This is a genomic window from Shewanella sp. ENK2 (assembly GCF_043568515.1).
Taxonomy (GTDB): Bacteria; Pseudomonadota; Gammaproteobacteria; order Enterobacterales; family Shewanellaceae; genus Shewanella; species Shewanella japonica.
In genome coordinates, this window is the sequence record NZ_CP171406.1 from 4020742 (window position 1) to 4033628 (window position 12887).

Genomic DNA, 12887 nt, shown 5'->3' on the forward strand with positions numbered 1-12887 from the left:
AATAATATGAAAAAAACACTCACGATACTTATTACATCTTTGATGACACTGACTACGGTTGCGTGTGTGGTAGGGTTTTGGGCCTACCAACAGATTTTGGCCTACCCCAAACAAGTACTCAAGCTTGAAGAGCCGACCGAGTTAGTGATTGCCCAAGGTATGAATATTACTAAGCTAGGAAAAGAACTTGAAACAAACGGAACGCTTTCTGATAGTTGGAAATTTAAATATTTATTAAAAATTAAGCCTGAATATGCGCATATAAGAACAGGGTTATATCAAATTAATCCTGGAGACAATATCGAGACATTATTAACAAAACTAAACCGAGGCGACGAAATGACTTTTTCGTTGACCTTAATTGAAGGTAAAACTATTAAAGAATGGCATGAAGCATTAACTGATTTGCCGCATTTAACGTTTGATGAGGACGTATTTAATCGAGTGCTGCTAAAAAATGGTGATGATTCAGGATTACCTGAAGGAAAGTTTTTTCCCGAAACTTATCAATATCAAGCCAACGAATCACTTGAGTCAATTTTAAATCGCAGCTATCAGATGATGCAAAAGACCTTAGAGCAAGCTTGGGAAGAGCGAGATAAGGAACTTAAACTCAAGACGCCTTATGAATTACTAACAATTGCATCTATTATTGAGAAAGAAACAGGTAAGCCATCAGAGCGTGATTGGGTTGCCGCAGTGTTTAATAACAGATTGAAACTTGGGATGCGCTTGCAAACCGATCCAACAGTGATTTATGGCATGGGTGAACGCTATAACGGAAATATCACGCGCGCTGATTTACGCGAGAAAACAGCATTTAATACCTATCGAATAAATGGGCTACCGCCTACACCAATCGCTGCCCCAAGTAAGGCTGCTATTTTTGCCGCTGCGAAACCAGCTGACGTGAAGTATTTATACTTTGTATCAAGAAATGACGGTAGTCATGTATTTTCAGAGACATTAGCACAACATAATCGTGCCGTTAACGAGTATCAGAGAAACAGAAAATGATTGAACAAAAAGCGAAGTTTGTCGTAATTGAAGGCCTCGAAGGCGCAGGAAAATCAAGTGCGATTGAACTTGTAAAAACACTCATTACCTCCCATACCGGAAAAGCGCCTGTGTGTACTCGTGAGCCTGGTGGAACACCATTAGCTGAGAAAATGCGCGATTTAGTAAAAATTGCCGATGAAACCGATCCATTATGTGATGAAGCAGAATGCTTACTTTTTTATGCTGCAAGGGCTCAGCTTATCGCCAATGTAATTAAGCCAGCACTTGCTGACAATACATGGGTATTAGGCGATCGCCATAACTTGTCGTCTTTAGCCTATCAAGGTGGTGGAAGAGGGTTAATGCCGCTTGTAAAATCAATCAGTGATATTACCTTAAAAGGGTTTAAACCGGATTTGACCTTATACTTGGATATTGAGCCAAAACTTGGGCTTGAGCGAGCAGCAAATCGTGGTGCACTGGATAGAATTGAAGTTCAAAAAATCGAATTTTTTGAACGCGCACGAGCTACATTTTTAGATTTTGCGGCAAAAGATGACTCTATTATTGTTATTGATGCCAGTAAAACCCTTGAACAAGTGCATCAACAAATTACGACAGAATTAACGGCAAGATTATCTTGAACAGCAACACTTCACGACAAACAGTGAGCCAATAATGCAGGCATTTTATTTGAACCAACTTCCGTGGTTAGATGCGCCATTTACGCGCTTTGTTAACGAGCGACTTAGTGGTCATAGTGCTCATGCGCAACTGGTAAGCATTGAACAAGGGTATGGCGGGCATATTCTTGCTAGGGAAATGGCTGAAGCTGCAATGTGCACTCAACTAACACCTGTTGGCGCATGTGGGCAATGCAAAAGTTGTTTATTGTTTAAAGCAGGAACACACCCAGATTGTCATGTTATTAAAGCTGATGGTACACAGATTAAAGTGGATCAAATACGCGACTTGTGCCAAAAACTCACGGTGACAGCGCAGCAAGGTGGTCAACGGGTTGCAATTATTCAAAATAGTGAGCAATTCAACCTTGCTTCAGCAAATGCACTATTAAAAACATTGGAAGAACCTGGGAATAATATTTTAATTATTTTACAAACTGATGTGCCGTCTCGATTACTTGCTACAATTAAAAGTCGTTGCCAACAGGTGGCTTACCTTAAACCTAACAAGCAAAAAGTGCTTGATTGGTTGAATCAATTCCAACTACTGCCTCCTGCACAAGAAGGCCAAAAAACACATGATGTCACTTGGTGTTTAGGTATGATGGGTGGACCGTTAAAATTGGCTGAGAGTTTAGAAAATGAGCATTATCATAAGCTATTAACTTTCCGACAAGATTGGGCTAAAAGTATTCAGTCAGGTCATCTTAGTGGCAGTTTAATCAAGGTTTCTGAACAGCAAATTGTTGACGCACTTAATGTTTTATATTTGTACTTGCGACAATATGTGTTAAAAAGTAAAAAGATAGATCCATTAGCGACAAGTAACATTATTGGTTTGTCTTCGAAAGTGGCACAAATGTGTCAGCGATTAACGACAATGGCGAGTATTAATGCCCCAGCATTATGCCAAGACTATATACTCGAATTTAGACAACTTATTCATCTTAAATAATAGACTGAGACTATGACCGATCTTGTGGTAAATTTTGATACTCTGCACCAATTGTACAGAGCTTATATGCCTTTTATTAAACCTGCGGGTTTATTTATTTCAACGACTGAAAGCCATTTTTTAGGGCAAGAGTTGTCTATTTCATATAAATTACCTGGTACATCTCAAATGACCGATTTTAAAGGTGTTGTGGTTTGGATTAACCCTTTAGGCGCATCAGGTGGCAGGCCAGCAGGTATTGGTGTCAAAATTAAAACCGATCCTGAAAGCCATAAACACCATATTGAAAAATTGCTTTCAAGTGAACTTTCTTCAAGTGATTTGACCTGCACTATGTAGCTAGGTATTCTTGCTGGCTTATTTTCGTTTTAGATAAAATACCCATGTTAATTGACTCTCATTGCCACTTGGACCGTTTAAAAGCGGTGCCAGATCAACCTAGTTTACAAGCTATCATCGACGCTGCTAAATCTCGCGGTGTAGATTACCTGTTATGCGTTAATGTACGCCAACAAGGTTTCGAATCAATGCGTGAGAAAATGGCGCAATTTGATAACGTATTCCTTTCTTCTGGTGTGCACCCATTAGATGTTCAAGAAGGGCTAAATGTAGCTGAAATCAAACAATTTGCGACTGATAAAAAGGTGGTTGCAATTGGTGAAACAGGTTTAGATTATTTTTACGCACCAGAAACGAAAACGCTGCAACAACAATGTTTCGAGCAGCAAATTGCCTTGGCTGTTGAAGTGAATAAACCGCTGATTGTCCATACACGTGATGCCCGTGAAGACACTATTTCAATGTTAAAAGCAGGCGGCGCTGATAAAGTTGGTGGTGTATTACATTGCTTTACTGAAAACTGGGAGATGGCGAAGGCGGCGATTGACTTAGGTTTTTATATTTCTGTGTCTGGTATTGTGACGTTTAAAAATGCTGGTGAATTACGCAGTGTTATCCGTCAAGTGCCGCAAGATAGATTACTTGTTGAAACTGACTCACCGTATTTAGCGCCCGTACCGCACAGAGGTCAGGAGAATCAACCAGCTTATGTGCGTGATGTCGCTGAATTTGTCGCTGAACTTCGTGGTGAGAAATATGAAGAGTTAGCTCGTTATACCTCTGAGAACTTCTTTAACCTTTTCACTGATGCAGCGAAACTCATTGGTCGCTAGTTTCAGACAAAAAAAGACCCAAAACTATCCAATTGTTCTGGGTCTAGGGGAATGGCTCTTCATAAAAGAGCCTTGCGCTACTGTTGAGAGGCTATTCTCAGTAAATCAGTTAAGTCGTACTCAGTTAAGTTGTATTGTGGTCTACATTCAGGAATGTTTCGCGAGCACAACTTGATTCACAAATTATAGTTATCATTTGTCATATTGCACATTTATTGAACGATAATTATGCGAATAACCTACTTTGGGATGACGCTAGTGTATAAAAACAGCCACAAGTGACTTCGTGCATAGTTTCTATTATTTTGATTTAATTAAACTTTATCTATTTTATCTTTAACCAAATCACGTGGTAGATTGTTCTTTAATCTATGGCCTAAATGTTTGACGACACCTAATGGTGTTTGATTAAAACTAACCAACATTTCTCCCATTGCCGACTGTTCAATCCCATCAATCTCTTGAGTTGAAATGTCTCTGCCCATCAAAAACTCAATGGCTTGAGCGCGGCTCAGTTCAATGACTCGCTCTGTATTTTGGATATAATGACTTAACGCCATGATGGCTTCGTGCTTAACCTTAAAGCCTTTCTTCATCACATCTGCGAGCTTAAACCCGATACGTTGGAAGCGCATCAAACCAATAAACTCGTTGAACTTAGTAGGGAATAGCCAGTACTCATCATCACGCAGCATCACAGTATAATTTTCAGGAAGCTGGATATTGAATTGTTGGCTGAAGTAGGCTTTGATAGCCACTACTTGTTTGCTATTAGCCGATATAAACGGGAAGTTGCGTTGCGGTTTGGGGCATTTTTTCAATCTTGGTACTGAGGTTATTTTTTTATTTTAGCGACAAAAAAACCTTCACTGTCGTAAATCTGTGGCCAAACATGTAAAAAGCCTTCTTCGGTACATGCTTTTTCAGCACCAGGAAATAAACCATTAAGTGGCATAAACTCAACCGCATCTGGATACTGTTGCTGAATATAGTGACAAATCTGCTGATTTTCGATTTGGCTGAGTGTACAAGTGGAATATACTAAAGTTCCACCAGGCTTGAGCGCTAATAATGCTGATTCTATAAGGACTTTCTGTGTTTCAGCTATGTCAGTGACGTCATCTAATTGCCAATGCTTTAGGGCGTTTGGGTCCTTACGTACTGTGCCTTCTCCGCCACACGGTGCATCAAGTAAAATAGCATCAAACTTTTCATATAAGTATTCACCGAACACTTTACCGTCAAAATGGGTAAGGGCACATTGATTCACTCCCATACGCTGCACATTTGCATGTAATATTTTAACTCGGCTTGATGAGTATTCATTTGCTATAAGTAAGCCATGATTATTCATTAGAGCAGCGAGTTGTGTGGTTTTAGAACCGGGCGCAGAGGCAACATCGAGTACCGTTTCCAGTATCTTGCTATCTGTACTATCAAATAGTGCTACGGGCGGCAACATAGAGCTAGCTTCTTGAATATAAAATAGCCCTTGAATATGTTCTACCATGTTACCTGGTTGTTGATCTTCAGAATGAGTAATCCAAAAACCTTCACTACACCAAGGGATAGGTTCATAACTCCATTTTTTTGCTTCATTATGTCGATAAAAGCAGCCACAGAAATTTTGAGAGTGTTGACTCTAATGGACTTTCTAAGTGGGCGCTGACACGCTGCAATAAACTCATCTAGATCAAGATGTTCAGGTAGTTCTGAAGAAATGTGAGTGAGGTAATTTGGGTTAATTTGCGCCATAGTAAAAAAATTCGATAAAACAACTGTGTAATTATGGATTAGATTATATCATGCATTTATCACCGTGAGTTCCTTGGGCAATAATGATGGAGTATTAAGTGCTGAATCGAGTTTGGTTGTTCTTTTTTGTAACGGCTGCTATTGCGATTGTTATTCAACTATTCAATGGTCATGTCGGAGTATTGAGTGATGCTGTAAATGGCATATTTAGTAGTGCGAAACTCGCCGCTGAGATATCAATTGGCTTAATCGGTGTGCTTGCTCTGTGGATGGGGCTAATGCAAGTAGGAGAGAAAGCTGGTGTAGTTGGTGTTTTCGCCAAATTATTTGAACCGTTATTATCTAAATTAATGCCAGAGGTACCTCGAGGTCATCCCGCTTATGGCAGTATGACGATGAACCTGACAGCTAATATGCTTGGTCTAGATAACGCAGCAACTCCACTTGGCTTAAAAGCCATGCACGACTTACAAAGCTTGAACCCGGATAAAGCTGTCGCTACCAATGCACAAATTCTTTTCTTGGTATTAAATACTTCATCTGTGACTTTAGTACCTGTAACCGTTTTTCTATATCGAGCGCAGCAGGGCGCGATAGCGCCGGCTGACGTTTTCTTACCGATATTATTAGCAACGGTTGCATCAACCGTTGTCGGCTTGACTGTGGTGGCGATAGTACAGCGTTTATCATTGCTAAATACCGTGGTGTTGGGGTATGGCGCAGTTCTATTTAGTGGTTTAACCGCAAGTGTATTCTATCTGCTAACCTTATCAGCATCAGCCATTGGCCCCATTTCTACAGCGCTCGGTAACGGGATTTTATTATTATTAATTTTGAGTTTTATCTTAATTGCAGGCTACCGGAAAGTCGCAATATACGATGAGTTTGTAGAAGGTGCAAAAGGAGGTTTTTCTCAAGCTATAACGTTAATTCCTTACTTATTAGCGATGCTGTTAGCGATTGGAATGTTAAGGGCATCCGGTGCGCTAGATTATGCATTACAGGGACTTGCAGGCCTTGTGTCCATGATGGGGTTTGATAATCGTTTTGTTGATGCCATGCCTACTGCGTTAATGAAGCCTTTTAGTGGTTCCGGCGCACGGGCCATGATGTTAGAAACGATGGAGCATCATGGTGTCGACTCTTTTGCTGGCCGATTATCGGCAATTTTCCAAGGTAGCACAGAAACCACTTTTTATGTGTTAGCTGTTTACTTTGGTTCTGTAGGGATCCGAAATAGCCGCCATGCACTGGGCTGTGGTTTGGCTGCCGATGTCGGTGGAATAATTGCAGCTATTGCTGTGTGCTATTGGTTTTATGGTTAAGTGTTCGTCAGACGTTTACCAATTTTTTTAAGCGTTTACTGTGAATTCAGGTTTTTATGAGCTTATTGATGTTTGATTAGAAAAAAGTCGGCAAATGCCGACTTTTTAAACGTTCCTTGAAGCTAACCTAACGTCTCTTAATCTAATGTAACTAGAAAACTAACCCTGTTCAGTTTACATAGTGTGATTTTAATGATTACGGCTTCACTTGTTCTGGCTGCCATCTACGCCACTCTTCTTTCATCTTGTTGTAAAGGTTAAATCTCGCACCTGAAGCGATTTGATTTGCTGAGGTAGTGATGTCTTCGGTAACAACAGAAATTCCCCTGACAGCAGTGTTTCTAGTGAACCGGTTTCGATTTGTGCACCAGAGAAAATCCCAACCTCAAGTTTGATACCGGATGCGTCCCAGAAGCGGCTGCTTTGATTAACTAAGTGCGTGTATTGCTTTTCGATATGGGAGTACATCAATACCTTGTTGCCGTTTTCTGATAATGAATAACCATCAACTTGGCCAATAGAAATACCTCTGAAGAAAATAGGGGTACCCACTTTGATAGAACCCAGTTGACTATCTTCAAGGACTAACGTGACTGCATCAGCATCGATATTTGCATCATATCGGGCTGACAAATGTGCAGTAAAGTTATCGCTAATATCAGTTTGATTGCCCGGTAAAACACCGATGTAAGGGCCGGTGATTAGGGTTTCTGGGGCTGTTATACCCGTTAAAGATATTTGCGCATCAACCACAAAATATTCACTGTCTGCTTTAGTAAAGTGATCAGCATATTCACCGTATAAATAGGCACTTGCTGTTAACGTATCGAGGTTTTGATTTAACTTCACCTGCTGCACTACACCAATTTGATGGCCTTGATAGCGAATCGCTGCTTTTTCAGAAACTTTTGCTTCAGCAGGCAAGATTAAGGTAATGGCTTTAGCCTGTTTAAGCGCTAAGGCTTTAGAGTCATACAAGCGAGATACATTGCCTGGTTGGTCATTATCAAGTAAACCAAGGCTAATACTGCCTTTGAGTGCACCTTCTAAAGGTGCCACATCAACTTCGATACCAGACAAGCTTGCATTGATATTTGCTGCATCGTTACGCCAAAATACACTTGAGTCTTTGATCAACTGTTTAAACTTATTTTGTATTGCGATACGAATCGAGAATTGGTCTGTATTGCTGTTCCAATAAACCTCTTTAACACTACCGATTTGCATTTTTTTGTAATAAATAGGTGAACCTGCAGATAACCCCGCGCCATCGATACTGTCGAGTGTTAATGTGATGATGTTATTTTTATTAAGGGCGATAAGTGCATCATCATTAGAACGATACAAGGCAAATTTTGCCTGCGGGGTAACTAATGCTTTATTTTTTCCTTTAACTAAGGAAACCGCACCTTCAATAACAGTGTTTAAATCTCTAGTTGTTACAGATACGCCGTCTAAAGAGGCGTCAATACTTAACGCCGACTCTGTGACAAAATAACTATCAGTTGTTAATAGTGAGGCGAACTCAGGTAAAATTTCGACTTGGTAAAGAACACCGGTAAAGTCTTCGGTTAATGTCACTTCAGTGATAGTACCAATAGGCATCTGTTTAAATCTAACTTCTGCGCCTGCAGTTAAGCCACTGTGCTCATCAGAAGTCAGTTGTATTGTGAGCTTTTGCGCTTGAAGCAAATCTGGCGCTTCAGGTTGTAAAGTAAATAGCTCTGGTAACGCTTGGTCACTGGTGCCTGGGAGCACATTGACGACACTCCCAGTTAATAAACGTGCTGCATGTTTCACACCTTCAAGCGAAATGTCGGCACCAGCAATCCAGAATTGGCTATCGGCATTTAATAAGTGCTGATATTGCACATCAAACTTGGCTAAAAATTTAACGCCGGATTCAGTCAATTGAGTTTGATGAACTTTACCCACCTCAACGCCACGATAAACCAGCGCTGAACCTTGGTTTATCTCATCTGCATTTTCGGCGGTAAGTACAAATTCAATCCCTTTAACTGCACTTTCTTCATCAGGGTAAAGTACGTAGGTATCGCCACTAACTGCTTTGTCCGCTTTTGTATCTGAGTTGAAACTGATCCCGCCAGCGAGTAATGATGCCAAACTTTCGGTATTCACCTTAATTCCTGACATAGAGGCATCGATTTTGAGCCCTGAGACATTCCAAAATTGTGACTCTTGATTGACCAAGTGTGCGTATTGCTGCTCGATAAAGGTACTGATAGTAATGGTATCACTATCGATTAACCGGTAGTTAACCACCTTGCCGACTGGCACTTGGCGGTAAAATACCATTGAGCCGACATCAAGGGAGCCTAGTGTTGAAGTGGTAAGGTTCACAACTATGCCTTCTTCATCATTGGGGATCATCGTAGGGGCTTCTGTTAAAGCAACAAACTCTGAAGCAGAACTGCCATCTCCTGGCTGAATGGCAATATAGTTACCTGAAAATAAGGTATCTAATCCTTCTATCCCTGTGATACTTGCTTTTGGAGTCACAAGCCAAAACTGGGTATTTTTGTTTAAAAATGGATCAGAGCGATAATCCATAATGATTTTAACATTGACGCCAGAAAGGTCTTTATCAATGCTGATATCGGTGACTTTACCGACCGTTAATCCCTGATATTTAACTAGGGTTTTACCGATATCGATACCGATAGCACTAGGGAAGTGCACTTGAACTTCAATTCCCGACTCTTTGATACTTTTAACACCTAGCCAAGCCCCTAATACCAGGGCAACAATAGGAAGTAACCAAATCGGAGAGAAAAGTTTCTTTTTAACGACTTTTGGTGATTCAATTCGTGTCATTTTTTTGTCCAAGCGATCCCAAAGTAAACGTGTATCAAGCACCTTAGCTGCCAATTGAGTCAGTAAGATAACGAGTGCAAATGCGGTTGCTGCCGGAGCGGGTTTAGCATCTAAAAGTTGACCCATATTGACTACCGCAACTGTCAGTGCAATAACGAATAAATCCAACATAGACCAACGGCCAATCCATTCAATAATATGAAACCCCACCATGAGCTTCTTTTTGAAACTGGTAAGTTAAAACTAATCGCAGTTAAATATATCGCTAGTCCAGCAATTTTTAGCCATGGTACTAAAATACTGGCGGTGAATACGATAATGGCAATAGGGATCATATCCGAATGCACTAAATGTACTATCCCAGTAAAAATAGTATCGTAAGTCACTTTGCCTTGGTTTGTGAGCATAGTGATCGGATAAATATTGGCTGGTATTAATAAAATCGCTGCAGTAATTAATAACGCCCAGCTTTGTTGCAAGCTCTGTTCATTACGAGGTTGTATTTTTGATTCGCAACGGCTGCAATACCCTTGCTCAATAGGGTTAATGTTGCGACATACCCCACACAAGGTCATACCGATATCTTTACCTTGCTGGTAATCATTGCTTTTAGCTTGTTCTATTTTATTCGTCATGAGTCAGCTTCCACATATGTTCCAGATTATACTCACGTTGCAAAAACAAAATAACCAAAAATAACATTCCGAAACAAAAAGTTCCCATGCCTAAATAGATATCCGCAAAGTCAGATAAATTGAATGCGGCCACCAAGAAAGAAATGACATAAATTTCTAACATTGATAATTGGGTGAGTAAGGCTTGGTTTTTCAGCAAACGCCGATAGGTTCGTTGCCAAAAATAGCTGTGTAAGTTGCTTTTTACGATAATGATTTGTAGCAATATCGACAGTATCAATAAGCCAGGAGCAATCACTGCTGAGGCAATAACTGCAACAGCGACAATCCAATAACCTTGTGCCCAAACTGCGATGGCTGTCTCGTAGACAGTCGTTGCACGGATGCTACCCAAAAAATGGATTTCTAAAACGGGTAAAAAATTAGCTGGAATAAAAAAAGTAGCGCAGTAATACACAAAGCTAGCATGCCGTTAATAGAGCAATATGGCACATCATAGAGTGCCGTATGGCAGCGAGGACATAGGGCTCTGACATTCGAAGGTAGCGCACGGCGCTGAACTGCTAAGTCACAAGAGCGACATAAAACGATGCTCTCTTGATTTACATTTTTTGGCATATAAAGCGCAAACCATCCATCTATATAATTAAGAGCTCTAAATTACTGAACAATATCTGACTAAAGTGCACAAAATATGGCTTTAAATAGTCAAAACGTCAATTATTCAAGATACAATAAAAGCAGATAATACCAGAATAATCAGAATACTTGCATCAGAAGTTAGTTCTATGACACTCTATGCACTGTATATAAAAACAGTAAGAGGTTAATCATGGCGGTAATTACAAAGTTTGTCGTGGTAAGAGAAGGGGTGGAAAAGATGACATTTACATCTAAAAAGGAAGCCGATGCCTATGACAAAATGCTCGACATTGCTGATAACTTAGTTCCTTTTATTACTAGCGCTGAACTCGAAATTGACGAGAATAGTGTAGAGAAGCTTGCTTTTTACTTAGCTTCTAATAAAGATGAGCTAGCTAATTTATTAAAAGGCGTAGTAAAACCTAAGCCAGCTGCCAATAAAGCAGCCACGAAAAAAACTAATAAAAAAGCGCCAACAGAATAAAATATTTTAGGAAGTAGAATGAAAGCTGAGTTTTATGACACATTGAACCGACAAGTATTAGCATTAATGGAAGACGAAGATGATCTTATTGCTGGCATGGCAAACTTTTCGGCGTTGTTAAACGATAATTTAGACAATATAAATTGGGTCGGCTTTTACATTAAAAAAGCAGACCAATTAGTCTTAGGTCCGTTTCAAGGTAAAGTTGCCTGTACTCGTATTGTGATAGGCAAAGGAGTTTGTGGGACAGCTGCGGCACTAGATCAGACTCAACTTGTTGAAGATGTACACCAATTTGAAGGGCATATTGCTTGTGATGCAGCCAGTAATTCAGAAATCGTTGTGCCAGTTCATAACGGAAATGATGTGTTTGCCGTGCTCGATATTGACAGTCCATTGTTGAATCGTTTTGATGCAGACGATCAAAAAGGTCTCGAAATCTTAGTAAAAAGCTTCGAATCTTGCTTATTTGCTTAATTTGCGAACAAATAATCTAAATTGCAGGTCGCAATCGCTGTGATGCGCTTTATAATACTGAGCTGCACGCATTAACTACTGGAAAATTTATTTACTGTAAAATTGCAGCTAACTAAGTTAATTTGTTAGGGCATGTTTCAATTGCTTTAGCAATCATGTAGGAAGTGCTAATTTGAACGTTAAGCAAGACTCTGTTTAACGAAAGACAAACGACTGTACTAGCCAAGAAAGCTATTAACCAGTCCCCTTATATAACGTGGAAGTAAAAATGGAATCAACAGACAAGTTGACCGACACCAACGCAGTTTTAGCGTATTTATATGAAACTTTTCCTTTATGCTTTATTGCAGAAGGTGAAACTAAGCCATTAAAAATTGGTTTGTTTCAAGATTTAGCTGAAAGGTTGGCTGATGATTCTAAAGTAAGTAAGACACAATTACGTGTTGCACTTAGACGTTATACAAGTAGCTGGCGCTACCTTAAAGGCGTTAAAGCTGGCGTACAGCGTATCGACTTAGATGGCCAAGATTGTGGTGAGCTTGAGCAAGAGCATATTGATCACGCTCAGCAAACTCTAAAAGAAGGCCAAGAGAAAGCAAAGGCGAAACGCCAAGCACAAGCTGCAAAAGCAAATCCAAAGAAGCCTGCTAGAAAAGCACCTTCAGCAAAAACTGCTCCAGTTAAGAAAGACCGTCCAGCAAAAGCGAAAAAGCCTGCTGAACCAAAAGTTAATTATGTGCCAGCAAAATTTGACGAGCTTAAACAAAAACAACGTGTTAGTGTGAAGTTAGGGCAAAATCCAGTTGCCGGCGTTATCACTGATATCAAGAAAGAAGATGTCCATGTACAACTTGATTCTGGTTTAGTCGTTAAAGTACGTGCCGAGCATATTTTATTATCGTGATCATTTAAGGAGTAACTTGTT

At 40.0% G+C, this 12887-nt stretch carries 9 protein-coding genes and 4 pseudogenes; 9 read left to right on the forward strand and 4 right to left on the reverse strand.

Features of this window, described 5'->3' with window-relative positions; translation table 11 throughout:
• Positions 1 to 6 precede the first annotated feature (6 nt).
• From mltG to ACGEDC_RS17650, 5 genes are read left to right on the forward strand one after another with little or no spacing between them, the layout of a single operon-like run.
• On the forward strand, positions 7 to 1017 hold the full coding sequence (gene mltG / locus ACGEDC_RS17630) for an endolytic transglycosylase MltG (protein WP_394494756.1): 1011 nt from the start codon (positions 7 to 9) through the stop codon (positions 1015 to 1017).
• Positions 1014 to 1643 (forward strand): dTMP kinase, encoded by a 630-nt coding sequence (tmk, locus tag ACGEDC_RS17635; protein ID WP_394494758.1) that lies wholly within the window; start codon positions 1014 to 1016, stop codon positions 1641 to 1643. The genes mltG and tmk overlap by 4 nt, the downstream gene beginning before the upstream one ends.
• 34 nt (positions 1644 to 1677) lie before the next feature.
• Positions 1678 to 2637, forward strand: a complete 960-nt coding sequence (gene holB / locus ACGEDC_RS17640; RefSeq protein ID WP_394494760.1) for a DNA polymerase III subunit delta' — start codon at positions 1678 to 1680, stop codon at positions 2635 to 2637.
• A 12-nt stretch (positions 2638 to 2649) separates the two neighbouring features.
• Positions 2650 to 2976 (forward strand): PilZ domain-containing protein, encoded by a 327-nt coding sequence (locus ACGEDC_RS17645; protein ID WP_055024454.1) that lies wholly within the window; start codon positions 2650 to 2652, stop codon positions 2974 to 2976.
• Between the two features lie 44 nt (positions 2977 to 3020).
• Positions 3021 to 3809, forward strand: coding sequence for a TatD family hydrolase (locus tag ACGEDC_RS17650; protein WP_394494763.1), 789 nt, complete (start codon positions 3021 to 3023; stop codon positions 3807 to 3809).
• Positions 3810 to 4123: 314 nt separating this feature from the next.
• On the opposite strand, the pseudogene rsmF reads toward ACGEDC_RS17650, so the two are convergent.
• Positions 4124 to 5564 (reverse strand): annotated as a pseudogene (gene rsmF, locus ACGEDC_RS17655) (16S rRNA (cytosine(1407)-C(5))-methyltransferase RsmF).
• A 98-nt stretch (positions 5565 to 5662) separates the two neighbouring features.
• On the opposite strand from rsmF, the gene ACGEDC_RS17660 reads away from it, so the two are divergent.
• Positions 5663 to 6889 carry a nucleoside recognition domain-containing protein gene (locus ACGEDC_RS17660; protein ID WP_394494765.1) on the forward strand — a complete coding sequence of 409 codons (1227 nt, stop codon included), beginning with the start codon at positions 5663 to 5665 and terminating at the stop codon, positions 6887 to 6889.
• A 196-nt stretch (positions 6890 to 7085) separates the two neighbouring features.
• On the opposite strand, the pseudogene ACGEDC_RS17665 reads toward ACGEDC_RS17660, so the two are convergent.
• From ACGEDC_RS17665 to ACGEDC_RS17675, 3 pseudogenes are all read right to left on the reverse strand, one after another.
• Positions 7086 to 9724: pseudogene (locus ACGEDC_RS17665) on the reverse strand (MlaD family protein).
• Positions 9711 to 10359: pseudogene (locus tag ACGEDC_RS17670) on the reverse strand (paraquat-inducible protein A). Before ACGEDC_RS17670 ends, ACGEDC_RS17665 begins: the two co-directional pseudogenes overlap by 14 nt.
• Positions 10349 to 10977: pseudogene (locus ACGEDC_RS17675) on the reverse strand (paraquat-inducible protein A). The pseudogenes ACGEDC_RS17670 and ACGEDC_RS17675 overlap by 11 nt, the downstream one beginning before the upstream one ends.
• Positions 10978 to 11191: 214 nt before the next feature.
• Between ACGEDC_RS17675 and ACGEDC_RS17680 the strand changes: the two are divergent.
• The 3 genes from ACGEDC_RS17680 to proQ all read left to right on the forward strand — a co-directional run bounded on the left by ACGEDC_RS17680 (position 11192) and on the right by proQ (position 12866).
• The gene (locus ACGEDC_RS17680) at positions 11192 to 11485 is read left to right on the forward strand and encodes a YebG family protein (protein WP_065108251.1); all 294 of its coding nucleotides are present in this window, start codon (positions 11192 to 11194) and stop codon (positions 11483 to 11485) included.
• 18 nt (positions 11486 to 11503) lie between these two features.
• Positions 11504 to 11962, forward strand: coding sequence for a GAF domain-containing protein (locus tag ACGEDC_RS17685; protein ID WP_394494768.1), 459 nt, complete (start codon positions 11504 to 11506; stop codon positions 11960 to 11962).
• A gap of 268 nt (positions 11963 to 12230) precedes the next feature.
• On the forward strand, positions 12231 to 12866 hold the full coding sequence (proQ, locus tag ACGEDC_RS17690; protein WP_055024463.1) for an RNA chaperone ProQ: 636 nt from the start codon (positions 12231 to 12233) through the stop codon (positions 12864 to 12866).
• The last annotated feature ends 21 nt before the right edge of the window (positions 12867 to 12887 follow it).

Bases quoted from the DNA above. Each gene is read 5' to 3' on its own strand.
- mltG (WP_394494756.1), top strand. From the start codon at position 7: ATGAAAAAAACACTCACGATACTTATTACATCTTTGATGACACTGACT.
- tmk (WP_394494758.1), top strand. From the start codon at position 1,014: ATGATTGAACAAAAAGCGAAGTTTGTCGTAATTGAAGGCCTCGAAGGC.
- holB (WP_394494760.1), top strand. From the start codon at position 1,678: ATGCAGGCATTTTATTTGAACCAACTTCCGTGGTTAGATGCGCCATTT.
- ACGEDC_RS17645 (WP_055024454.1), top strand. From the start codon at position 2,650: ATGACCGATCTTGTGGTAAATTTTGATACTCTGCACCAATTGTACAGA.
- ACGEDC_RS17650 (WP_394494763.1), top strand. From the start codon at position 3,021: ATGTTAATTGACTCTCATTGCCACTTGGACCGTTTAAAAGCGGTGCCA.
- ACGEDC_RS17680 (WP_065108251.1), top strand. From the start codon at position 11,192: ATGGCGGTAATTACAAAGTTTGTCGTGGTAAGAGAAGGGGTGGAAAAG.
- ACGEDC_RS17685 (WP_394494768.1), top strand. From the start codon at position 11,504: ATGAAAGCTGAGTTTTATGACACATTGAACCGACAAGTATTAGCATTA.
- proQ (WP_055024463.1), top strand. From the start codon at position 12,231: ATGGAATCAACAGACAAGTTGACCGACACCAACGCAGTTTTAGCGTAT.